This is a genomic window from Algibacter sp. TI.3.09 (assembly GCF_038154905.1).
In the GTDB taxonomy this organism is placed as follows: domain Bacteria; phylum Bacteroidota; class Bacteroidia; order Flavobacteriales; family Flavobacteriaceae; genus Algibacter.
Map to the genome: position 1 here is coordinate 1 of NZ_JBAKAN010000002.1, position 21,261 is coordinate 21,261.

Here is a 21,261-nt window from a genome sequence, read left to right on the forward strand (position 1 = left end):
GCTAAGCGGGTGCAAATATAAAACCCTTTTTTAACTCTCACAATAATTATTTAACTTTTATTTTAAAAAGATTTAATACCTCTCTAACATAATTACCAAACAATATACTTATGAACTTTCTAGCTAACTACGTTGCCGTTTTTAGCGGCTGCAAACTTACAACCTTTTCTGAAACTCACAATGTTTTTTTGACTCTTTTTTTAAAAGTTTTTTACCGCCTTTAAAATCTTAATCAATCAACCTGTTTATGAACGTTACCCGTTTAAAGTTTTACCTTTTTTAGCGGGGTGCAAATATAGATTCCTTTTTGGTTCTGACAACCTTTTTAACGAAGTATTTTTGATTATTATTCGAAAGTATTTTAATTAATTGATTTTTAATATTTTACAACACTTCTTTTTTATTAGATTTTACTGTGATTTATATATTTAGCTGGATAACACTTTACATCTCCATTAATATAGCGCCATTTGCTGTAATCCTTACTTGTATATTTTGTTACTTCTATTCAATTAAACTTGAGTTTTATTTCATTTTTTATGCTTTAAGCAATAAAATCCTCTTATGTGATAGAGAAAACAAATACAATCTATTTATTTTTCTTCTTCTATAATATGTTATACATATATTTTGCAGTAAAACTTACTACTATATAGATATCCTTTTTTAAGGATCTTATACTCTATCAACTTTAAAATTCATGTTCCTTATATATTGCAACATTATTAAAGACTAGATACCTCAACAGATTTAAAATTCACTTTTGAAGAAAACAAGCTTAACGGCCCAGCTCTGCGTTAGGGATTGAACGGCATGTTTGAGCTCTTTTTGTGTGGTTGCACCTATGCAACACAAAAAAGCGAGTAGTGAAAGCCCGACTCTTGATGCACGACTAAGGGTGCAGCAAGAGTAACGCCCAAATTATTCTAAAAGAAATATATCTATATATAATGACTAGGTTTAATATATTTACCGCATGTTTATGAATTCGACTTTTTTAAAACTTAATAAGCAGTCGTTGCTCCTTGCCCTTTTCTCTGTTTTACTCTATTGGGCTTTTGCTTATAGTTTGGTACGGACCGATTATGTTAAGCTTATTGGACTCTATGTTGCCTTGTTTGCGTTGTTTTACCGTTTGGTATCTGTTTTTAAAGACAACATTAGGCTTTTAACTTACTTGGCTTTTGGATTTAGGGTGATTTTTATTTTAGCTATACCGAACTTATCTCAAGATTTTTATCGTTTTATTTGGGATGGACGGATGATTTTAGCTGGTTTTAACCCGTATCTCTTTACTCCTGAATCGTTTATAAACTCAGGACAATTACCTGTGGCGCAAGCCGAGGCTTTGTATGCGGGAATGGGAGTACTTAATGGTAGCCATTTTACAAATTACCCACCGATTAATCAACTTTGTTTTTTTATTGCTGCCCTTTTTTCAGGAAAAAGCATTCTAGGTTCAGTGGCTGTTTTTAAGTTCCTTATTATAGCAGCAGATTTCGGAACGTTTTTTTATGGCAGCAAATTACTGAAACGACTCAATATTCCTGTTTATAATATTTTCTGGTATATTTTAAATCCGTTTATAATTATTGAACTTACCGGGAATTTACACTTTGAGGGTGTGATGATTTTCTTTTTAGTATGGAGTTTGTATTTACTGCATTGTGGAAGATGGCAATTTGCTGCCATAATTTTGGCTTTATCGATTAGTGTTAAGTTGATTCCTTTAATATTTTTACCATTGTTTTTTAAATGGTTTTTATTGAATACTGATGATGGTGCTATAAAAAAACCAAATTGGCTCAGCGGTTTTTGGAAGCTGACTGGATTTTACAGTATTGTTTTAATTACTACGCTCTTATTATTCTCGCCCTTTTTATCTGAAGCGTTTTTTAGAAACTATGCCAAAACGGTTGGCTTGTGGTTTCAGAACTTTGAATTTAACGCAAGTCTCTACTATATAGCTCGTGAAATTGGATATACGTTTAGAGGTTATAATGAAATTGGTACTATAGGAAAGGTGACTCCTGTTTTGGTTATTCTATTTATTTTGATTGTTACTTTTTTTAGGAAGAACAAAACTATGGTTGAGTTAATTTCGGCTATGTTGCTTGTTTTATCTTTTTATTACTTTACAGCAACTACTATACACCCTTGGTATGTTGCAACCCTTTTAATTTTGAGCGTTTTTACTAAATATAAGTTTCCGTTAGTATGGAGTTTTGTAATTATACTGAGCTATTTGGCTTATGTAAATATTGACAAAGCTGATAAATCGGAAAATTTATGGGTAATAGCTATAGAATATATTGTTGTGTACGCTGTTTTTATTTGGGAAGTATTCCTGAAGAAGGACATTAAAAAACTTAAAGCAACTTAAGAAGCTGTCTTTATTGTATGTTTTGATTCTGATTTTTGAATAAAAAAAATATCGATCACCATTTTCATGATGACCGATATAGTATGTTGAACAAGCTAAATACTTGTTTTAATTTATTCCTTATAATGTTTTAGCAACAGTATTTATTGCTGCAATAGTAAAATCTAAATCTTCGTAACTTAAGGCATCTGTAATAAACCAAGTTTCGAAAGCACTTGGCGCAATGTAAACACCTGCATTTAGTAAACCGTGAAAAAACGCTTTAAAAATATCGTTGTTTCCTTTTGCTGCTGAATTAAAATCGACAACCTCAGCGTCATCAAAATGAATAGAAATCATAGATCCTACTCTATTAATGGTGTGCGTGATATTATTTTCAGTTAAAACCTTAGCGATACCCGTATGCAAGTAAGCTGTTTTCTCTGCTAAACTTGTGAAAATTTCAGGCTTGTTGTTCAACTCAGTTAACATTGCTAAACCTGCAGCCATAGCCAACGGGTTTCCGCTTAATGTTCCTGCTTGATAAACGGGACCTATTGGCGCTAGGTAATTCATGATTTCGTTTCGAGCAGCAAAAGCCCCTACAGGTAAACCACCTCCTATTACTTTACCAAAACATGCAATATCTGCCTTGATATTATATAATTCTTGAGCACCACCTTTAGCTAAACGGAAGCCCGTCATGACTTCATCAAAAATTAAAAGGATATTGTTTGCAGTACAAACCGTTCTTAAAGCTTCTAAAAAACCTTTTGTTGGAGGTATACACCCCATATTACCAGCTACAGGTTCTATAATAACACAAGCAATTTCATTTTTATTCGCTTCTACTAATGCTTTAACATTTTCGATATCATTATAAGTAGCCAATAAGGTGTCTTTTGCCGTACCTTTTGTAACCCCAGGACTATTAGGCGTACCAAAAGTACTTGCTCCACTTCCAGCTTGAATTAAAAATGAATCGGAATGTCCATGATAACATCCCGCGAATTTTATAATTTTATCTTTCCCTGTAAAGCCACGTGCTAAACGCACTGCACTCATACAAGCTTCGGTACCAGAATTTACAAACCTAATTTTATCAATATTTGGCACCATAGAAACCGCTAATTCTGCAATTTGTGTTTCTATTTCGGTAGGCATCCCGAAAGATGTGCCTTTTTTAGCCTTTTCGATTACCGCATTTACAACAGGTTCGTGGGCGTGCCCTAAAATCATAGGGCCCCAAGAATTAATATAGTCTATTAATCGGTTGCCATCTTCATCATATAAATAAGCTCCTTTTGCTTCTTTTACAAAAATTGGCGTTCCACCAACACCATTAAACGCTCTAACCGGAGAGTTTACACCTCCAGGAATTACTTTTTCTGCCTCAGCAAACAAGGCGCTACTTCGTTTATAAATCATATATATTATTTTGGACTCACTGTTAAAATTTGTCCTATTTTTATGTTATTATCTTCTAGATCATTTAGTGTTTTTAACTCTTCAACGCTAATATTATGCATTTTGGATATATAATATAAGGTATCTCCCTTTACAACAACATGCGTTACTTGTTTTGGAACCTCGCGAATACTAACCACATTAGTTTTTGCGTTCACTTCAATTTTATTTCTTTCTTTTAAATTTGAAGAAGCTTTTCTACTATCATATTTATCCAAATTATAACGTTCGATTAAACTAATTAATTTAGCAGGATATTTAGGATCGGTTGCATAACCCGCAGCTTTTAAGCCCTTAGCCCAACCTTTGTAATCGTTTTTTTTCAATTTGAATAAACCAGCATAACGACTACGTTCTGATAAAAATAATGAGTGATCACGGAAAGAATTGCTAGCATCGTCATATTTTCTAAAACATTCTTGTGCGGCATCATCATCATGATAAATTCTATCTCCATCCCAAGTATGGCATTTTATACCAAAATGATTATTGGCTTCTTTAGCAAGACGTCCATTTCCTGAGGCCGATTCTAATATACCTTGCGCTAAAGTAATACTTGCTGGTATATTATAACGTTCCATTTCGTCAACAGCAACTCGTGCATAAGTTGCTATATATTCGTCTGTAGCATTTGCATATGTTGTAGTGGAAACTGTATTACCAGATGTTGTTCTAACCGCTTCCTTTTCATTGTTTTTTACAACACGCTCGGTTTTAGTCTTCTTCTTTTTAGTAACTACTGTTTTTTTAGATTTACAACTAAAACACACAGCTACAACACATAGCAACATTAAAAACTTCTTCATTCTTTCTCTAATTCAATTAATGGTAAATTTTTCTTTCTCAAATTAACGTTCATTCCTTTAATACCTTGTAAACCTCCAGTATGTATCGCTAATATTTTTGAACCTTTCGGGAATTTTCCTTTTTCAATTAAATCGAAAATACCATAGAGCATTTTACCCGTATAAACAGGATCGAGTGCAATGTTATTTTCTAACTTAAACCGGTTAATAAAACTGACCAATTCTGAATTTATTTTAGCATAACCACCAAAATGATACTTTAGAATTAATTCCCAATTTGTTTTGGTTGCAAATTTACTAATATCTTCTTGTAAAAAGTCGCCTTTTAAAGCCGGAAAACCCAAAATTTGTTGATTTGATTTTGAAGCATTGATAAGTCCTGAGATTGTTCCTCCAGTTCCAGCAGCACAACAGATATAATCGAAACTAGCGTCTTCAGCGGTTAAAATTTCCTCACAACCTTTTACAGCTAAAGTATTTGTACCTCCTTCCGGAATATTGTAGAATTCTTTAAATTCTTCTTTTAAGCTATTTATAAAATCTGTAGACGTTTTATTTCTATAAGCTTCACGCGATACAAACTTAAACTGCATACCACATGCCTTAGCATAGCTTAAAGTCGCATTGCTATCAATTTTATCAATTAGCTCCTCACCACGAATAACACCAATAGTTTTAAGTCCATAAATTTGACCCGCCGAAGCTACAGCTGCAATATGATTAGAATAAGCTCCACCAAAAGTAAGCAGCGTTTTACAACCTAAACCCTGAGCTTCAAGAATATTATATTTAAGCTTTCGGTATTTATTTCCTGAAACAAAATCGTGAATAGCATCTTCTCGCTTTAAATAAAGCTCTACAGTACTATTATCAGGCAACTTCACCCTTTGATTTACGCTATTTTCCAGTTGAAAAATCATGGTCTCAAAGATACTTTAAAAATCTCCAAAACCGGCGTTCATTCAAATAATGTAAATCCCCTTCGTTTAGATAAGCTTCTTTTTCAAAGGAAATATTTTTATAAGCCGTATGCCAATTTCTATATTGAATAAAACGAAGCACAAACTCTAAAACATACCATATATAGAAAGGAAGAATAAGCAGCTCTAGTTGTTGCTTTAAATGAATTTTTTCGTGATTAAGTAACACAGTATCATGCTTCATTTTTTTAGTTTTCAAAAACACGAATGGATATAAGGTAATACCAGAATACCCTTTTGGAACTAAATATTTAGAAATGAAAACCATATTATAGAGGAAACAAAAACCAATCCAAGATATAAAAGTTTTCAGAAATAAATAATTTGATTTTACGTTATCTTTGTAATCTATGAAAAAAATTATCCCAATTGAAGATGGCGATTTTTACTGGACACCGGAAGGTTACCGTTGTTTTACAGAGCAATACTTACTAAAACGAGAATATTGTTGCGAAAGCGGATGCCGCCATTGCCCTTATGGATTTAACGAGAAAACCAAGAATAGTAAACGTTAAAATAATTACAGCAGATTAAAAAACAATATATTGGTATGATTATTGATGCTTTAAAAAAACACAAAACCAACTTAAAATCAATGAAATAACTAAAAGTTGTACATTGAAAATAAAAACCAAAAAAAACGCTTCCTTATGAAAACATTTTTAAAAACATTACCGCTTTTAGCCTTGTTGATCGTGGTAACTTCGTGTAGTTCGGTTAAAGTTGCTGCCGATTATGACAAAGACGCTGACTTTAATAACTACAAAACATTTGCCTTTTTTAAAACAGGTATTGATAAAGCTGAAATTAGCGATTTAGATAAACGACGTATTTTACGAGCTATTGAAGCCGAACTTATTGCAAAAGGCTTTACAAAATCTGAAGATCCAGATTTATTAATTAGCTTATTTACAAAAGCCAACCAACGTGTTGACGTTTACAATAACTCTTGGGGTAGAGGCGCCTGGGGTTGGGGCGGTTACGGTGGCTTTGGTCCTGGATGGGGCTGGGGTTTTAATCAACCAAGCGTATCAACATCTACACAAGGTGTTTTATTTATTGATTTAATCGATGCCAAGAAAAAAGAATTAGTTTGGCAAGGTATGGGTAGCGGTTATTTAACCCAAAAGATGGAAAAGAAAGATGAGCGCATTAAAGAATTTGTTTCGGAAATTATGATGAAATATCCTCCGGAAGCGAATAAATAATTATAAAAAAAGGCGATTCTAAAATTAGAATCGCCTTTTTTTTATATCTCACTTTTCAATTCCTATTGCAAACTAAGTTTTAAAGCATCATAAGATTGAGAATCAATACCTACTAACCCGTATTTGACTTCGCCTTGCTTTATTGTTGACCCCTTTATATCAAAAATTTCTAATTCAGTTTTAAATTTTTTATTAGCAGAACTTGCTGCTATTAAGTTTCCTGCTGCTAAACCAGGTCCTAAAATTAATCCTACAGGCGTTGAACTCGTTGTTTCTTGCAACCCATACTCGTTTGTTTTAGTTGTGTAAAAATTAACTGGAGTTAATAATAAATAAAATAAATGTGTTGCTGGGCTTTGTTTTAAAGTTTTGAAAGTTTTCTCTTTATCTAAAACATAAATTTCATTTCCGTTTGCATAAACCAAGTTTAAATCTCTTCCGAAAACTAAATCTCTTTCAGAATTATTAGAAATTTTTACAGCTACCAATCGTATACCTTTTTTATCTTCTTTCTTAGAGTATTTTTTATCTAGTAAATCGTATTTATATTCTAATGTTACTCCTTCCGTTTCAGCTTTAGATACGTAGTTTAAGTTATTTGGCTCAATTACTCTATAACGTGACGCACAATTAAAAAAAGATAAAACAAAGACAAATACACAAAGTAGTTTAATAAATTTCATATAGGTTGGTTTATAAATTTGAGCGAAAATAAAACTATTATTAGTTTAACACCAATATCCATAGTAGAAATGAAAGAAGACCATTATTAAGCCCTGCACAATCAAAATAAATGAAACAAAACACTACATCAATGAATAATTCGTATTTTTACATAAGTAAAACCGTTTATATTTATGGATACATCAATAGAACCAAACGCTATTTTAAATCGTTTACCTAAACATTTAAAGCAATTTATAAAACCGCAAAACTATACCGATTACTCGGCAATAGATCAGGCGGTTTGGCGCTATGTGATGCGTAAAAATGTTAGTTTCTTAAAAACGGTAGCACACAAATCGTATTTAGACGGACTAAAACTTACAGGAATCTCTATTGATAGCATACCCAACATGTATGGCATGAATCGTATTTTAAAAGATATCGGTTGGGCAGCCGTAGCCGTAGATGGGTTTATTCCGCCAAATGCCTTTATGGAATTTCAAGCTTATAATGTTTTGGTTATTGCCAGCGACATTAGGCAATTAGAACATATTGAATATACTCCAGCTCCCGACATTATTCACGAAGGCGCGGGCCACGCCCCTATTATTGCAAACCCAGAATATGCCGAATATTTACGACGTTTTGGAGAAATTGGTTGTAAAGCCATTTCTTCAGCTAAAGATTACGAACTCTACGAAGCCGTTAGACACTTATCTATTATAAAAGAAGCATCGAATGCTAACGAAGACGCTATTGCTTCCGCAGAAAAAAAAGTAGAATACCTACAGCAAAATATGGGTACACCAAGCGAAATGTCTTTAATACGAAATTTACATTGGTGGACAGTAGAATATGGATTAATTGGCAGCATTGAAAACCCCAAGATTTATGGAGCCGGCTTACTATCTTCTATTGGGGAAAGCGCATGGTGCATTACCGATAAAGTAAAAAAATTACCGTACACAATCAACGCAACTTATCAAGATTTTGATATTACAAAACCACAGCCTCAACTTTTTGTAACGCCTAATTTTGCGCATTTAAGTTTAATTTTAGAAGAATTTGCCAATACCATGTCTGTTAGAAAAGGTGGTCTTTTGGGTGTGAAAAAGCTTATTGAATCTGAAGCTTTAGGATCTATAGAACTGAGTACAGGACTTCAAATTTCAGGCGTTTTCTCTGAAGTAAAAGATAGTGACGGACAAGTAATTTACATACAAACTAAAGGCAAAACAGCTTTAGCTTACCGAGAACAAGAATTGGTTGGTCACGGCACCAAAAATCATACTAACGGTTTTGGTTCACCTATCGGAAAATTAAAAGGTATAAACATTGCCATTGAAGATATGAGTCCGCGTGATTTAAGCGCCTACAATATATATGAAGAAAAAGTAACCACACTAGAATTTGAAGGTGGCGTAACCGTTTCTGGAGAAATTATTACCGGCAAGCGCAATCTTCAAGGTAAAATAATTCTTATCAGTTTTAACAATTGTACTGTAACGCACTTAGATACTACATTATTTAAACCAGAATTTGGCATTTATCATATGGCCGTGGGTAAAACGGTTGTGTCTGCTTTTTCTGGTCCTGCCGATTTAAATAGTTTTGATTTAATAACACATAAACCTTCATCTAAAACTATTCATATTAAAAAATCTAAAAAACGATTAGAACTCGAAAATCTCTATCAACAAATTAGAGACTATCGTGAAGGAAAAAACAAAACCATTTCGAGAACAAAAGTACTAGAAGAACTTATGGAAAACCACCCGACAGATTGGCTTCTAGCTATAGAAATTTTTGAATTGGCTTCTATTGAAAACGAAACCAAGCTTTGCAACAGTATTGTTAAACACTTAGAAACCGTAAAACAAAACCGACCAAACGTTGGGCAATTAATTGACGACGGATTAGAAATTGTTAGAACAACTAAACAGCTCGCTTAAACTTAACGGAAGCGTTTTAATGTGTTTTTCGTGAACTCACTAAGCACTAACTTCCCGCTAATTTTAGCGCGTTCGCTTAGTAAATCGTCCCAGTGATCGGTACCGACCCACATCACTTTTTTCATTTCCCTTACTGCTTCTTGGTTATAACTTGCTAACTTAGCTACCAACACTTTAACAGCATTATCGAGTTCTTCTACGGTTTCAAATACTTCAGAAAACAAGCCTTTTTCTTTTGCAAATTCCGAAGAAAAAAACGTTTCCGCATCTATAGTCATTTGCGACATGGCATTCTTGCCAATTTTTCTAGAAACAGCAGGCTCGATCACAAATGGACCAATACCAATACTTAATTCACTTAATTTAATAGAAGCATATTGGGTTGCTAAACAATAATCGGTTGCTGCTGCCAAACCAACACCTCCACCAACACTTTTACCTTGTACTCTGCCAATAATAAGCTTTGGACATTTTCGCATGGCGTTAATTACTTTTGCAAAACCAGAGAAAAACAAAAAACCTGTTTCTTCATCTTCAATCGCTATTATTTCATTAAAACTTGCTCCTGCACAAAATGTTCTATCGCCTCCACTTTTTAAAACAATTACATTTACATCATCATTTTCACCAGCACCTTTAATAGTTTGCGCCAGTAAATCTAAAATATCGCTTGGCATAGAATTTCTATTGGGATGATAAAACTCCACATATCCAACTTTATTCTCTATATTTAACGTAACGTATGGCTCCATGTTTATTTAATAAATTAAGATTTGAATATACATAAAATTATTAAGTAACAGCAGTTACATTCTTTTAATAAAACATAACCATATTTGCTTAAAATTATAAAAAATGGGACTATTAAATTTTCTTTTCGGAAACAAAAACAACGCTATAACCGAGTTTAAAGAAAAAGGTGCGATAATTATTGATGTGCGCACACCTGGCGAATACCAACAAGGCGCTATTGCAGGCTCTAAAAACATACCGTTACAAACTATAAACACTAAAATAGATTACATAAAAAAGCTTAACAAGCCCGTTATTACATGTTGTGCAAGCGGCGGACGCTCTGCAAATGCTGCAAAAATTTTAAAAACAAACAACATAGAAGCTACTAATGGTGGCGGCTGGAAAAGCCTACAGGGGAAACTATAATTTTAGATTAAGTAGTTCTTCTGTTTTGGTAATTGGCGTGCTGTTATATTGCAGTGTCCAGCCCAAAGAATTGGTTAAAATATAGAATTTAGAAAGCTCGCTTATTAAACGGTTTTGCGCATTACTCTTTAAATCTGATTTTTCTATTTTTTTGTCTAAAGATTTTTTTACAATAGCTTTAATATCATTATAATCTTTAGCTTCGAAGGGGTTTAAAAAATCGGCTTGTATATCGTAGTATTCAAAATCTGGACTAATTTTGATTTCTTCTTTTGGAATACTAATAATAGTTAATGTTTTAGTAGCCTCATCGACCTGAAATTCAATTTTACTTAAATCGTAGGCAATAGTAACATCGGCATTAACAACTACGAGTGCCTTTTTTTCTGAAGTTAAGTAGGCTCCGAAAATGTCTTTAGAGTTTTTGTAATTAAATACCTCACTAAAATGCCCTTCGGTTACTATTAGTTTTCCAACATTTTTTATTTGCTCTTGTATAAGTGCCGAGCTCTCTTTAAGCACTATTTTATCTTTTTGTTTTTCACCACAATATTTAAAGGTGAATAACACAACTAAAGTAATAACAACACCAAATAGAATTTTTCGCATATGGCTAAAATAAAAAAACATCAGTTTACTTCGACATATGAAGCCTAACTAATGTAATTTATGTTAGCAATTGCTAACAGTACAAATATAGACAACTACCGTTTCACTGGTGTTACATTAAGGTTAACAGTATTTTAAATTAATAAAAACATAATTCACTATTCTGAAAAGCATAGAAATAAAAAACACCATCTGCAAAAATTATAAAAAATCTGCAAGAATGGTGTTTCTAAATGAACTGATTAATAGCAATCTAAAATTAACTGAATCATCTTTATTTGTGGTAATTTTTCGACAAAACGTTATTTAAATAAGTTTAAAAGCAAACCAGTTTCCCGACAAACAGTACCCTTTTAGGTTCTAAAAAAATAATTACGGAAGGATGTTAAACCTAGACTACGTAAATAAGTGAATGATAAACTAAAAAACCATATGTACAAACTGATTTTGAAGCTGCTCTTTTTTAATTTCTAACTGTTTTAAAAATTTTAAATGAGCTTCGGAACTAGGATTAAAAGGTTTATGTTTCATCCCTTTTTGAACAACATCTACCTTATTCATTATTTTTGAAGCATCTGGAGACAACCAAACCTTTTGAAACTTCTCCCAAATATAGTTGATTGCTGTTGTGCTCGGGTGAATCATATCTTCCGCATAAAAACGATAATCTCTCAGTTCATCCATCATAATTTCATAGGAAGGAAAATAATAAGATTTATTTGATACTACAGCATGAATAGCCGCTAACAAATGCGCTTTACTTTGCGAGTTTTCAATAAAACCATCTTTTAAATGCCTTACTGGCGATACCGTAAAAATTACTGTTGCGTTATAGTTTACCGATTTAATTTGCGTTAAAATATTTCTAAGTGTATTCGAAATTTCGTCTACAGACAATAACACTTTTTTGAATTGTTTTTGAGGAACTTTATGGCAATTAGCAACTACTTTATCGGTTTCAATAAAATTATAAACCCAAGCTGTGCCTAGCGTAATAATGATGTGCGTGGCATTTTTTATATAATTTTCGGTAGCTGTTACCCGTGTATTAAGTTGGTTTATTAAATCAGTTTTAGATGAATGACTTAATTTTGAATGCGCATCGAAACAATGCCATTGTTCATTATGAAAAAACACATCACTTTCTGTGTATATTTTATGTTGAATAGCGCTTTCAATTAAATTATGAATTGCCTGGGGATGAAAAAGAATTCCAAATGGATTTTGACGACTTTTGAATTTGAAATACTCTAACTTTTCTCCGATATTTTCAGAAAAACAACTCCCAAACAAAAGCACTTCAGAATTATAATTTATTAAATCATTTTCATTCGAGACAAAAGGTATTTCGGTTTTCAATTTCATATAAATAATATAATTCTATGCTTCAAAAGTAAACATAAATGAACAAACCTATGTCGTTAGTTTATTTAAAAAGCTTACATTTGTTTAACAAAAACTAAAATACGTTGAACGAAATTAAAGACAACTTTACGATAAAAGACCTTGAAAATATTTCAGGAATTAAAGCGCATACTATTCGTATTTGGGAAAAACGATACAACTTATTAGCTCCAAAACGAACAGATACCAACATAAGATACTACACTACCGAGAGCTTAAAAAAGCTCTTAAACATTGTATTACTAAAGGATAACAACTATAAGATTTCTAAAATCGCAGAAATGCCTTATGATGTTATTCAGCACACTGCAAGAGAACTAGCCAACAAAAATGCCCTAAACCAGCATTCTACCCAAGCTTTTAAACTCGCCATGATACAATTTGATAGCGTATTATTCAACACCACATATGCCAAACTACTTCAACAAAACACCTTTAGTGAAGTTATAAAAACAAATTTAATCCCTTTATTAAATTTTATTGGACTGCTTTGGCAAACTAACACCTTAATACCTGCACACGAACACTTTATATCCAATTTAATAACCCAAAAAATACTAATTGAAACCGAAAAACTGGGTTATTCTAACTTAAGCGACACAACAACTTATGTGTTGTTTTTACCAGAAAATGAAATACACGAAATTGGTTTACTTTATATTAACTACGAATTATTATTAAAAGGATACAAAACCATATACTTAGGACGAAGCTTACCAATGGATAACTTAAATTCATTCATTAATAGCGATTCTAAAATGTGTTTTATAACATCCATTACCGTAAGCCCAAGTGTAGATTTAGTAGAAGGATACTTTAAAGATTTAGACAAAAACTTAGCACAAACACAGCACAAACTACTGGCAGCAGGTTATAAATTGCAGGAACTTGATGAATCAGCATTTAAATCGGACATTAAATTCTTCCCGAATATACTTCCTCTTTTAAAAGAAGTTTAATTAATTTAATTTTTGTTTAACTTATTTTGTATATTTGTTAAACAAAATGGAAAAACAAATACATATTATCGGATCCGGGTTCTCTGCCTTATCGGCGGCGTGCTATCTTGCTCAAGCAGGATACAACGTTGAAGTATTAGAAAAAAACGAATTAATTGGAGGCAGAGCACGCCAATTAAAAAAAGATGGTTTTACATTCGACATGGGACCAACTTGGTATTGGATGCCAGATGTATTCGAAAAATTCTTTGCCGATTTTGGCAAAAAGCCATCAGATTACTATGAATTGGAAAAGTTAGGCCCAGCTTACAAAGCTTACTTTGAAGATGGTGAAGCCCTTACAATCCCAGGAACTTTAAAAGAAATTTACGAACTTTTTGAGCGCGAAGAAGCAGGAAGCTCTAAACACTTAAAAGCGTTTTTAAAATCGGCTAAGTTTAATTACGATGTTTCTATAAACGATTTAGTGTACAAACCAGGCGTTTCTCCTTTAGAATTGGTGACTCCAACAACCATTAGTAAAATTACTCAGTTCTTTTCGAGCATAAGAACTCAGGTAAGAAAAGATATAAAAAGCCCTAAATTAATCGAAATCTTAGAATTTCCTGTATTATTTCTTGGTGCTAAGCCAAGTAATACGCCAGCTTTTTATAACTTTATGAATTATGCCGATTTTGGTTTAGGTACTTGGCACCCAAAGGGTGGCATGCATAAAGTAATTGAAGCTATGGAATTACTAGCAAAAAGCTTAGGCGTTTCATTCAAAACAAATGCTAACGTACAATCTATCGAGGTGGATGCATCTAAAAACATAAAAGGACTTACGGTTAATGGCGAGTTTATCCCTTCGACATTAATTTTAAGTGGTGCAGATTACCACCATACGGAAACATTATTACCGCCATCTTACCGTCAATATTCGGAAAAATATTGGGACAAGAAAGTTTTTGCTCCATCGTCTTTATTATTTTATGTAGGGTTAGATAAAAAATTAAAGAATGTATGTCATCATACTTTATTTTTTGATACAGATTTTGACACCCATGCTAAAACCATTTACGATAACCCGAGTTGGCCAGAAGAACCTTTATTCTATGCAAGTTTTCCGTCTATAACAGATGATACTTTTGCTCCGGAACACCAAGAAGCGGCAACATTTTTAATTCCGTTAGCTCCAGATTTAGAAGATACACCAGAATTAAGAGAAAAATATTTCAACATTATAATAAAAAGGTTAGAAAAATTAACCGGCCAAAACGTTACAGATCATATTCTATTTAAAGAAAGTTTCTGTGTTAACGACTTTAAAAAAGATTACAACTCTTATAAAGGAAACGCTTATGGTTTGGCTAATATTTTGACACAAACCGCATTTTTAAGACCAAAAATAAAAAGTAAAAAAGTTAAGAACCTATATTTTACAGGGCAGCTAACAGTTCCTGGACCAGGAGTTCCTCCAGCATTAATTTCTGGAAAAATAGCTTCTGATTTAATTTTGAAAAACGATAACTAGAAACAACAACTATGAAACAACTGTTTGACGAGGTTTCTTACTCTTGTAGTAAGTTGGTAACCCAAAAGTATAGCACTTCGTTTTCGTTAGCTACAAAAATGCTTTCGCCAAATATACGATCGGCTATTTATAATATTTATGGTTTTGTCCGTTTTGCTGATGAAATAGTAGACTCTTTTCATGAATATGATAAAGAACTTCTATTAAATAAATTTGAAGAAGATTATTACGCATCTAAAGCGCAAGGCATTAGCCTTAACCCTATTTTGAATGCTTTTATCCATACGGTGAATCAATATAAAATTCCAGATCATTTAACTCAGGCATTTTTAAAAAGTATGCGTGCCGATTTACACAAAACGGAATATACTACCGACGAAGAATACAAAGCTTACATCTATGGTTCTGCCGATGTTGTTGGCCTTATGTGTTTAAAGGTTTTTGTAAACGGAAACGATGAACAATATGAAGACCTAAAAGAAGCTGCAAAACGGTTAGGCTCTGCATTTCAAAAAGTAAATTTCTTAAGAGATTTAAAAGATGATATTAACGTTTTAAACCGTTCTTATTTTCCGAATATAAATCTAAAACAGCTCGATGCCATTTCAAAAAACATCATTATTCAAGATATTGAATCTGATTTTGAATTTGCCTATAAAAAGGGTATATTAAACCTACCTGCTGAAGCCAAGTTTGGAGTGTATATGGCCTATAGGTATTATAGAAAATTACTCAAGAAACTTAAAAATACGCCATCAGAAAAAATCATAAACACACGGATTAGAGTTTCTAACCCAATGAAAATAAACTTACTAGCACGAAGCTACGTTAAGTACAAGCTAAATTTAATGTAATGTACTACTTCTGTGTTTTACTCTTTTTATTTCAAAACTCGACCCCAAAACATATTGTTGAGTATCATGATATTAAAAGTAAAGCTCAAGAAATAGAATACATCGAAAAATATAAAAAAAGTGATAGTGCGGATATTCAGGCCTATGTTATTTCTTTAGAAATGAAACAAGCAGAATATAAAGTATTACCATGGCAAAAACTTAACACCTTTAGCAAAGGAAAAGCTAAGCTTGAGCAATTAATAACAAACGAACCAAAAAACGCCAATTTAAGATATGTGCGTTTGGTGATACAAGAACAATTGCCCAAGATGTTAAATTACAATTCTGATATAGAAAATGACAAACATTTTTTATCAGAACTTTTAAAAATAAAAGACAACAGCGATTATTTGGATACATACATTCTAAATTACACAACCCTATGATCATTTTAACCTTTATACTCACAACACTAATCACTTTCGTAATTATGGAAGGCGTTACTTGGTGCACACACAAATATATAATGCATGGGTTTGGTTGGTTTTTACACGAAGATCACCACCAACCGGGATACCCACACGTTTTCGAAAAAAACGATGCGTTCTTTATCATTTTTGCAACGCCTAGCATATTGTTGTTCTTTTTCGGGATTCGCCCACAGCTTAATTTTTTATTTTTTATCGGCTTGGGTATTTTATTATATGGCTTAGCTTATTTTTTAATACACGATGTATTGATACACAGACGCTTCAGTTGGTTTAAAAACACTCAAAATTGGTACTTGCGTGGTTTAAGAAAAGCACATAAAATACACCACAAACATTTAGACAAACCAGACGGTGAGTGCTTCGGGATGCTTTTTGTTCCTTTAAAATACTTTAAAAAAGTACAATAATGCCATACTTATATCTCATATTAACATTAGGGAGTTTAAGTATTCCCCTGCTGTATAGTGTTTTTGAAAAAAAATTTCACTTTATACAATACGCTAAAAGTGCCTTTTTAAGCATTTTATTAGTGGCAATACCTTTTATAATTTGGGATGTGCTTTTTACAAAATTTGGCATTTGGGGATTTAACGATTCTTACCATTTACCCATTGCACTTTTAGGTATGCCAATAGAAGAATGGTTATTTTTCTTTTGCATTCCTTATGCCTGCTTGTTTACACACGAAGTTTTAGCATATTATTTACCAAATTTTAAACTCTCGAAAGCAGCAACCGTAATAAGTGGCGGATTAATGCTCATTTTGATATTCGTTTTATTGTTATTTCATTTCGGAAAATGGTACACGACTTTAAATTTCATATTCTTTATAGCGCTATTAATCTATGGTTTAAAATTTCATTTGGAAGTATTACAACGATACTTCCTAAGTTTTTTAATCATTTTATTACCCTTCCTTTTAGTAAACGGCATACTAACAGGTAGTTTTATAGATGAACCCGTTGTATGGTATAATGACAACGAAAACTTAGGTTTTAGAATTTTTACGATACCATTTGAAGATGTTTTTTACGCCTTCAACTTATTATTTTCAATACAATTAATTTTTAATTCATTTAAACAAAAAGCACATGGAAAATAACAAACTAGTAAGATTTACTATTTTTTTGTGCATAAACATTTTAGCACTTGGTGTTGGTGTTCTATTGATGGATAACGGACAAACATCACCTTGGTACGCCTCGCTAAACAAAGCACCTTGGACGCCAGAAGGCTGGGTTTTTGGAGCTGCTTGGACCACAGTTATGATAACTTTTGCTATTTACATGGCAGCACTAAGCCTTAATTTCCCTTTTGGCTTTAAACCTTTAATGAAGCTCTACGCTTTGCAATGGTTTTTAAATGTATCATGGAATTACCTATTCTTTAATCAGCACCAAACGCTAATCGCTTTAATCTTTATTGTTTCACTATGGTTATTAATAGGTTATTTCACCTTCAACTATATAAAAACGATAAAGTATTACACAATATTTATAACTCCATATTTAATATGGATGACGATTGCAACCAGTCTAAACGCCTACATTGTATTTAACAATTAAAACAAAAACTCATGGCTAGAAAAAAAAATATTACAGCAGAAAAAATAATAGATTTATACATGTCTGCTTTATTGACAGACGAGAACATACCAAAAACAGTGTATGCATTTGCACATGCTAACAATTTTGAAGAAAACGATTTCTATAAATATTTTAGCAATTTTGATGTTTTAGAAAAACATATATTTTCACTTTTTTGCGAAAACACTTTGGCGCTATTAGTAGAAAATGAGGATTATACGCATTACGCACCAAAGGATAAGTTATTAAGCTTTTATTTCACCTTTTTCGAAATGCTAAACGCAAACAGATCTTATGTTTATTTAAAATTAGCACAAAATAAAAATAAGTTAGAAGCCTTGAAGCTATTATCTAAACTTAGGTCAACTTTTCTTAAATATATAGAAAGTGAGATTTACACCCATAGCGTAGATCTAAAAAACAAAACACTGAATTCTCTAAATAAAAAGGGCGCCAACGAAACCGCTTGGGCACAATTATTATTCACCATACAGTTTTGGCTAGAAGACACATCTCCAAATTTTGAAAAAACAGATATTTTCATAGAAAAATCGGTACAAGTTAGTTTCGATTTAAAAGAAATAAAACCACTAGAAAGCGTTTTAGATTTTGCGAAGTTTCTTTGGAAAGAAAAAACAATGTCCACATGAAAACAATAGATAAAATACCGACATCAAAAATACAACGTGCCACTAAACTAGTGAGTACAGGCCTAAAGGTTGGCGTAAATTACGCCAAATATTATGGTGAAAAAATGGTAAAAACAGAGGCTGAAGCTAAAGATAACTTAAATGAAGCTAATGCTACCGATATATACGATGGTTTAAAAAACCTGAAAGGTTCCGCATTAAAAGTGGCTCAAATGCTTAGCATGGAGAAAAACATTTTACCCAATGCTTATGTAGAGAAATTTTCTTTGTCGCAATTTTCTGTTCCGCCTTTATCAGCGCCACTAGTTGCTAAAACATTTAAAAAATATTTCAAAAAAACACCATCAGAAGTTTTCGATACGTTTACAGCAGAATCTGTAAATGCAGCCAGTATTGGTCAAGTTCACAAGGCCACAAAAGGAGACAAAAAACTTGCCGTTAAAATTCAATACCCAGGTGTTGCAGATAGTATTTCGTCAGATTTGGCCCTTGTGAAACCTATTGCCTTACGTATGTTCAATATTAAAGGTGAAGGTACCGACGATTATTTTAAAGAAATCGAGAATAAACTTATAGAAGAAACAAACTATACGCTCGAACTTCAGCAAAGTATTGAAATATCTGAAGCTTGTAAACATATTCCGAATTTAAAATTCCCGAAATATTACGAAGAATTTTCATCTAACAAAATCTTAACAATGGATTGGATGGACGGACTTCATATTTCAGAATTCACAAAACAGAATAATGATCCTGCGGTTTCAAATAAACTTGGTCAGGCTTTATGGGATTTTTACATGTTCCAAATGCATACCTTAAAAAAAGTACATGCAGATCCGCATCCTGGCAACTTTTTAGTATCGCCAGAAAATGAGTTAGTCGCTATCGATTTTGGTTGTATGAAAGAAGTGCCGCTAACTTTTTACACGCCTTATTTTGAATTAGCTGAAAAAGAAAACATTGAAGATCCAGCATTTTTTGAAGCGAAATTATATGAATTAGAAATTTTAAAACCCACGGATACACCCGAAGAAATTGTGTTTTTCAAAACCTTATTTCACGAAATGCTATCGCTTTTCACAACGCCTTTGCAACAAGAGGTTTTCGATTTTTCAAATCCTACCTTTTTCAACAAAATAGCAGAGCTAAGCACTAAATACGCACAAAGCACAGAACTTAAAAAAATGAATGGTAATCGTGGCTCGAAACATTTCATATATATCAATAGAACATTTTTCGGATTGTATAATTTAATGCACGATTTACAACCAAACCATATTATAATAAACAATTATAAAACCTTATAAATGTATTTTAGCCGTAACGATATAGACCAACTCGATCATATTTATAAAATAAATTTGATTAACAGTATTACGGGCTATAAACCTGCAAATTTAATAGCGACAAAATCTAAATCAGGAATAACAAATGTTGCTGTTTTTAGCTCCGTAGTACATTACGGTTCTGCACCACCTATTTTAGGTTTTGTACTGAGACCAACTACGGTAAGGCGCCATACTTACGATAATATTATAGAAACAGGTTATTACACCATTAATCATATTAACGAAGCTATAGTTGAAGATGCTCATCATACATCGGCTAAATACCCCAAAGATGTTTCAGAGTTTAATAAAACAGGATTAGAGGAGGAATACAATAACGATTTTTATGCGCCTTTTGTAAAGCAATCGACAATAAAAATGGGTATGAAATTTTTACAAAAAATAGATATAGAAGCAAATGGTACTATTTTAATTTTAGGTGAAATAACAGATCTATACATTAACGATGATCTTGTGGAGCATGATGGTTTTGCAGACTTAATGAAAGCTAACACAGCTGTTATTAATGGCTTAGACACTTACGCCATACCAACTAAAAATAAAAGATTAACCTACCAAAGACCTAAATAAATAATTATGAAAAAACTAGTCATTATTGGTGGCAGTAAAGGTATTGGCCAAGCCATTATAAACACCTTAAAAGACACGTATAGCATTGTAAACATAAGCCGTACGGCAATAGAAACATCTTCTACAATTACGCAACACACTTTAGATGTTTTAGAAGATGAGTTACCAGAAATAGATAGCATAGACGCTTTAGTTTATTGCCCAGGAAGTATCAATCTAAAAGCACTATCTCGCTTAGAATTAGACGACTTTAAAAACGATTTCAACATTAACGTTTTAGGTGCTATAAAAACTATAAAACATTATGAAAAAGCTCTAATAGAAGGTCGTGGAAGCGTGGTTTTATTCAGTAGTGTAGCCACACAAATGGGCATGCCTTTTCACGCTAGTATTGCAACAAGTAAAGCGGCTTTAGAAGGTTTAACAAAATCGTTAGCAGCAGAATATGCAACAAAAATACGTTTCAATATTATTGCGCCAACTATTACAGACACACCATTAGCTTCCAGACTATTACGTAATGAAAAACAAAGAGAAACCATGAGCGAACGCCACCCATTAAAATCTATTTTAGATCCTAATGAAGTAGCTGCACTAACCAAATACTTGTTATCTAGCGATGCTAAATCAATTTCCGGACAAACATTCCCAATAGATGCGGGAATAACTAGTCTAAAACTCTAAGTTTTTAT

At 32.6% G+C, this 21,261-nt stretch carries 24 protein-coding genes; 16 read left to right on the top strand and 8 right to left on the bottom strand.

What is annotated here, in order from left to right; genetic code table 11:
* Window positions 1-976 precede the first annotated feature (976 nt).
* Entirely contained in the window at window positions 977-2,383 is a 1,407-nt protein-coding gene (locus V6246_RS07780; RefSeq protein ID WP_341559905.1) for a mannosyltransferase, read from the top strand.
* A gap of 120 nt (window positions 2,384-2,503) precedes the next feature.
* Here V6246_RS07780 and hemL read toward each other — a convergent pair whose 3' ends face one another.
* The 4 genes from hemL to V6246_RS07800 are packed head-to-tail and all read right to left on the bottom strand — an operon-like array spanning window position 2,504 to window position 5,799.
* The gene (gene hemL, locus V6246_RS07785) at window positions 2,504-3,790 is read right to left on the bottom strand and encodes a glutamate-1-semialdehyde 2,1-aminomutase (protein WP_341559906.1); all 1,287 of its coding nucleotides are present in this window, start codon (window positions 3,788-3,790) and stop codon (window positions 2,504-2,506) included.
* 5 nt (window positions 3,791-3,795) lie between these two features.
* The gene (locus tag V6246_RS07790; protein WP_074937195.1) at window positions 3,796-4,635 is read right to left on the bottom strand and encodes a glucosaminidase domain-containing protein; all 840 of its coding nucleotides are present in this window, start codon (window positions 4,633-4,635) and stop codon (window positions 3,796-3,798) included.
* Window positions 4,632-5,555 (bottom strand): 1-aminocyclopropane-1-carboxylate deaminase/D-cysteine desulfhydrase, encoded by a 924-nt coding sequence (locus V6246_RS07795; protein WP_341559907.1) that lies wholly within the window; start codon window positions 5,553-5,555, stop codon window positions 4,632-4,634. The genes V6246_RS07790 and V6246_RS07795 overlap by 4 nt, the downstream gene beginning before the upstream one ends.
* A 4-nt stretch (window positions 5,556-5,559) precedes the next feature.
* Window positions 5,560-5,799 (bottom strand): hypothetical protein, encoded by a 240-nt coding sequence (locus V6246_RS07800; RefSeq protein ID WP_317164211.1) that lies wholly within the window; start codon window positions 5,797-5,799, stop codon window positions 5,560-5,562.
* Window positions 5,800-5,965: 166 nt separating this feature from the next.
* Here V6246_RS07800 and V6246_RS07805 point away from each other — a divergent pair, with 166 nt between their 5' ends.
* Both V6246_RS07805 and V6246_RS07810 read left to right on the top strand, forming a co-directional pair.
* Complete coding sequence (locus V6246_RS07805) at window positions 5,966-6,130, top strand: DUF5522 domain-containing protein (RefSeq protein ID WP_341559908.1); 165 nt, start codon at window positions 5,966-5,968, stop codon at window positions 6,128-6,130.
* A 135-nt stretch (window positions 6,131-6,265) separates the two neighbouring features.
* Complete coding sequence (locus V6246_RS07810) at window positions 6,266-6,823, top strand: DUF4136 domain-containing protein (protein ID WP_341559909.1); 558 nt, start codon at window positions 6,266-6,268, stop codon at window positions 6,821-6,823.
* A 62-nt stretch (window positions 6,824-6,885) separates the two neighbouring features.
* On the opposite strand, the gene V6246_RS07815 is transcribed toward V6246_RS07810, so the two are convergent.
* Window positions 6,886-7,506 carry a hypothetical protein gene (locus tag V6246_RS07815; RefSeq protein ID WP_341559910.1) on the bottom strand — a complete coding sequence of 207 codons (621 nt, stop codon included), beginning with the start codon at window positions 7,504-7,506 and terminating at the stop codon, window positions 6,886-6,888.
* Window positions 7,507-7,680: 174 nt separating this feature from the next.
* Here V6246_RS07815 and V6246_RS07820 point away from each other — a divergent pair, with 174 nt between their 5' ends.
* The gene (locus V6246_RS07820) at window positions 7,681-9,441 is read left to right on the top strand and encodes an aromatic amino acid hydroxylase (protein WP_341559911.1); all 1,761 of its coding nucleotides are present in this window, start codon (window positions 7,681-7,683) and stop codon (window positions 9,439-9,441) included.
* 2 nt (window positions 9,442-9,443) lie between these two features.
* Here the strand turns inward: V6246_RS07820 and V6246_RS07825 are convergent, their stop codons facing one another.
* The gene (locus V6246_RS07825) at window positions 9,444-10,193 is read right to left on the bottom strand and encodes an enoyl-CoA hydratase/isomerase family protein (RefSeq protein ID WP_341559912.1); all 750 of its coding nucleotides are present in this window, start codon (window positions 10,191-10,193) and stop codon (window positions 9,444-9,446) included.
* A 103-nt stretch (window positions 10,194-10,296) separates the two neighbouring features.
* On the opposite strand from V6246_RS07825, the gene V6246_RS07830 reads away from it, so the two are divergent.
* A complete protein-coding gene (locus V6246_RS07830) occupies window positions 10,297-10,602 on the top strand; it encodes a rhodanese-like domain-containing protein (protein ID WP_341559913.1) in 306 nt (101 codons plus the stop codon).
* Here V6246_RS07830 and V6246_RS07835 read toward each other — a convergent pair.
* Both V6246_RS07835 and V6246_RS07840 read right to left on the bottom strand, forming a co-directional pair.
* Window positions 10,597-11,211 carry a DUF4230 domain-containing protein gene (locus V6246_RS07835; protein WP_341559914.1) on the bottom strand — a complete coding sequence of 205 codons (615 nt, stop codon included), beginning with the start codon at window positions 11,209-11,211 and terminating at the stop codon, window positions 10,597-10,599. The two genes, V6246_RS07830 and V6246_RS07835, sit on opposite strands and share 6 nt — an antisense overlap.
* A gap of 420 nt (window positions 11,212-11,631) precedes the next feature.
* Window positions 11,632-12,576 carry a GSCFA domain-containing protein gene (locus V6246_RS07840; protein ID WP_341559915.1) on the bottom strand — a complete coding sequence of 315 codons (945 nt, stop codon included), beginning with the start codon at window positions 12,574-12,576 and terminating at the stop codon, window positions 11,632-11,634.
* Window positions 12,577-12,680: 104 nt separating this feature from the next.
* Between V6246_RS07840 and V6246_RS07845 the strand changes: the two genes are divergently transcribed.
* From V6246_RS07845 to V6246_RS07895, 11 genes are read left to right on the top strand one after another with little or no spacing between them, the layout of a single operon-like run.
* Window positions 12,681-13,574: a MerR family transcriptional regulator gene (locus V6246_RS07845; RefSeq protein WP_341559916.1), complete on the top strand. Its 894-nt coding sequence runs from the start codon at window positions 12,681-12,683 to the stop codon at window positions 13,572-13,574.
* A 46-nt stretch (window positions 13,575-13,620) separates the two neighbouring features.
* Window positions 13,621-15,087, top strand: a complete 1,467-nt coding sequence (locus tag V6246_RS07850) for a phytoene desaturase family protein (protein WP_341559917.1) — start codon at window positions 13,621-13,623, stop codon at window positions 15,085-15,087.
* Window positions 15,088-15,098: 11 nt separating this feature from the next.
* Window positions 15,099-15,941 carry a phytoene/squalene synthase family protein gene (locus V6246_RS07855; RefSeq protein WP_341559918.1) on the top strand — a complete coding sequence of 281 codons (843 nt, stop codon included), beginning with the start codon at window positions 15,099-15,101 and terminating at the stop codon, window positions 15,939-15,941.
* Complete coding sequence (locus V6246_RS07860) at window positions 15,941-16,369, top strand: hypothetical protein (RefSeq protein ID WP_341559919.1); 429 nt, start codon at window positions 15,941-15,943, stop codon at window positions 16,367-16,369. Before V6246_RS07855 ends, V6246_RS07860 begins: the two co-directional genes overlap by 1 nt.
* Window positions 16,366-16,821: a sterol desaturase family protein gene (locus V6246_RS07865; protein WP_341559920.1), complete on the top strand. Its 456-nt coding sequence runs from the start codon at window positions 16,366-16,368 to the stop codon at window positions 16,819-16,821. The genes V6246_RS07860 and V6246_RS07865 overlap by 4 nt, the downstream gene beginning before the upstream one ends.
* Window positions 16,821-17,516, top strand: coding sequence for a lycopene cyclase domain-containing protein (locus tag V6246_RS07870; RefSeq protein WP_341559921.1), 696 nt, complete (start codon window positions 16,821-16,823; stop codon window positions 17,514-17,516). The genes V6246_RS07865 and V6246_RS07870 overlap by 1 nt, the downstream gene beginning before the upstream one ends.
* Window positions 17,506-17,979 (top strand): TspO/MBR family protein, encoded by a 474-nt coding sequence (locus tag V6246_RS07875; protein WP_341559922.1) that lies wholly within the window; start codon window positions 17,506-17,508, stop codon window positions 17,977-17,979. Before V6246_RS07870 ends, V6246_RS07875 begins: the two co-directional genes overlap by 11 nt.
* A gap of 11 nt (window positions 17,980-17,990) precedes the next feature.
* The gene (locus V6246_RS07880; RefSeq protein WP_133967253.1) at window positions 17,991-18,650 is read left to right on the top strand and encodes a TetR family transcriptional regulator C-terminal domain-containing protein; all 660 of its coding nucleotides are present in this window, start codon (window positions 17,991-17,993) and stop codon (window positions 18,648-18,650) included.
* The gene (locus tag V6246_RS07885) at window positions 18,647-19,957 is read left to right on the top strand and encodes an ABC1 kinase family protein (protein ID WP_042502673.1); all 1,311 of its coding nucleotides are present in this window, start codon (window positions 18,647-18,649) and stop codon (window positions 19,955-19,957) included. The genes V6246_RS07880 and V6246_RS07885 overlap by 4 nt, the downstream gene beginning before the upstream one ends.
* On the top strand, window positions 19,958-20,569 hold the full coding sequence (locus V6246_RS07890) for a flavin reductase family protein (RefSeq protein ID WP_341559923.1): 612 nt from the start codon (window positions 19,958-19,960) through the stop codon (window positions 20,567-20,569).
* Window positions 20,570-20,575: 6 nt separating this feature from the next.
* Entirely contained in the window at window positions 20,576-21,253 is a 678-nt protein-coding gene (locus tag V6246_RS07895) for an SDR family NAD(P)-dependent oxidoreductase (RefSeq protein WP_042496738.1), read from the top strand.
* The last annotated feature ends 8 nt before the right edge of the window (window positions 21,254-21,261 follow it).

Excerpts from the sequence above, each read along its gene's own strand:
- V6246_RS07825 (WP_341559912.1), bottom strand. The coding sequence starts at position 10,193 with ATGGAGCCATACGTTACGTTAAATATAGAGAATAAAGTTGGATATGTG.
- V6246_RS07865 (WP_341559920.1), top strand. The coding sequence starts at position 16,366 with ATGATCATTTTAACCTTTATACTCACAACACTAATCACTTTCGTAATT.
- V6246_RS07855 (WP_341559918.1), top strand. The coding sequence starts at position 15,099 with ATGAAACAACTGTTTGACGAGGTTTCTTACTCTTGTAGTAAGTTGGTA.
- V6246_RS07890 (WP_341559923.1), top strand. The coding sequence starts at position 19,958 with ATGTATTTTAGCCGTAACGATATAGACCAACTCGATCATATTTATAAA.
- V6246_RS07790 (WP_074937195.1), bottom strand. The coding sequence starts at position 4,635 with ATGAAGAAGTTTTTAATGTTGCTATGTGTTGTAGCTGTGTGTTTTAGT.
- V6246_RS07780 (WP_341559905.1), top strand. The coding sequence starts at position 977 with ATGTTTATGAATTCGACTTTTTTAAAACTTAATAAGCAGTCGTTGCTC.
- V6246_RS07860 (WP_341559919.1), top strand. The coding sequence starts at position 15,941 with ATGTACTACTTCTGTGTTTTACTCTTTTTATTTCAAAACTCGACCCCA.
- V6246_RS07800 (WP_317164211.1), bottom strand. The coding sequence starts at position 5,799 with ATGAAGCATGATACTGTGTTACTTAATCACGAAAAAATTCATTTAAAG.
- V6246_RS07895 (WP_042496738.1), top strand. The coding sequence starts at position 20,576 with ATGAAAAAACTAGTCATTATTGGTGGCAGTAAAGGTATTGGCCAAGCC.
- V6246_RS07820 (WP_341559911.1), top strand. The coding sequence starts at position 7,681 with ATGGATACATCAATAGAACCAAACGCTATTTTAAATCGTTTACCTAAA.
- V6246_RS07815 (WP_341559910.1), bottom strand. The coding sequence starts at position 7,506 with ATGAAATTTATTAAACTACTTTGTGTATTTGTCTTTGTTTTATCTTTT.
- V6246_RS07830 (WP_341559913.1), top strand. The coding sequence starts at position 10,297 with ATGGGACTATTAAATTTTCTTTTCGGAAACAAAAACAACGCTATAACC.
- V6246_RS07810 (WP_341559909.1), top strand. The coding sequence starts at position 6,266 with ATGAAAACATTTTTAAAAACATTACCGCTTTTAGCCTTGTTGATCGTG.
- V6246_RS07850 (WP_341559917.1), top strand. The coding sequence starts at position 13,621 with ATGGAAAAACAAATACATATTATCGGATCCGGGTTCTCTGCCTTATCG.
- V6246_RS07840 (WP_341559915.1), bottom strand. The coding sequence starts at position 12,576 with ATGAAATTGAAAACCGAAATACCTTTTGTCTCGAATGAAAATGATTTA.
- V6246_RS07880 (WP_133967253.1), top strand. The coding sequence starts at position 17,991 with ATGGCTAGAAAAAAAAATATTACAGCAGAAAAAATAATAGATTTATAC.
- hemL (WP_341559906.1), bottom strand. The coding sequence starts at position 3,790 with ATGATTTATAAACGAAGTAGCGCCTTGTTTGCTGAGGCAGAAAAAGTA.
- V6246_RS07835 (WP_341559914.1), bottom strand. The coding sequence starts at position 11,211 with ATGCGAAAAATTCTATTTGGTGTTGTTATTACTTTAGTTGTGTTATTC.
- V6246_RS07870 (WP_341559921.1), top strand. The coding sequence starts at position 16,821 with ATGCCATACTTATATCTCATATTAACATTAGGGAGTTTAAGTATTCCC.
- V6246_RS07805 (WP_341559908.1), top strand. The coding sequence starts at position 5,966 with ATGAAAAAAATTATCCCAATTGAAGATGGCGATTTTTACTGGACACCG.
- V6246_RS07875 (WP_341559922.1), top strand. The coding sequence starts at position 17,506 with ATGGAAAATAACAAACTAGTAAGATTTACTATTTTTTTGTGCATAAAC.
- V6246_RS07885 (WP_042502673.1), top strand. The coding sequence starts at position 18,647 with ATGAAAACAATAGATAAAATACCGACATCAAAAATACAACGTGCCACT.
- V6246_RS07795 (WP_341559907.1), bottom strand. The coding sequence starts at position 5,555 with ATGATTTTTCAACTGGAAAATAGCGTAAATCAAAGGGTGAAGTTGCCT.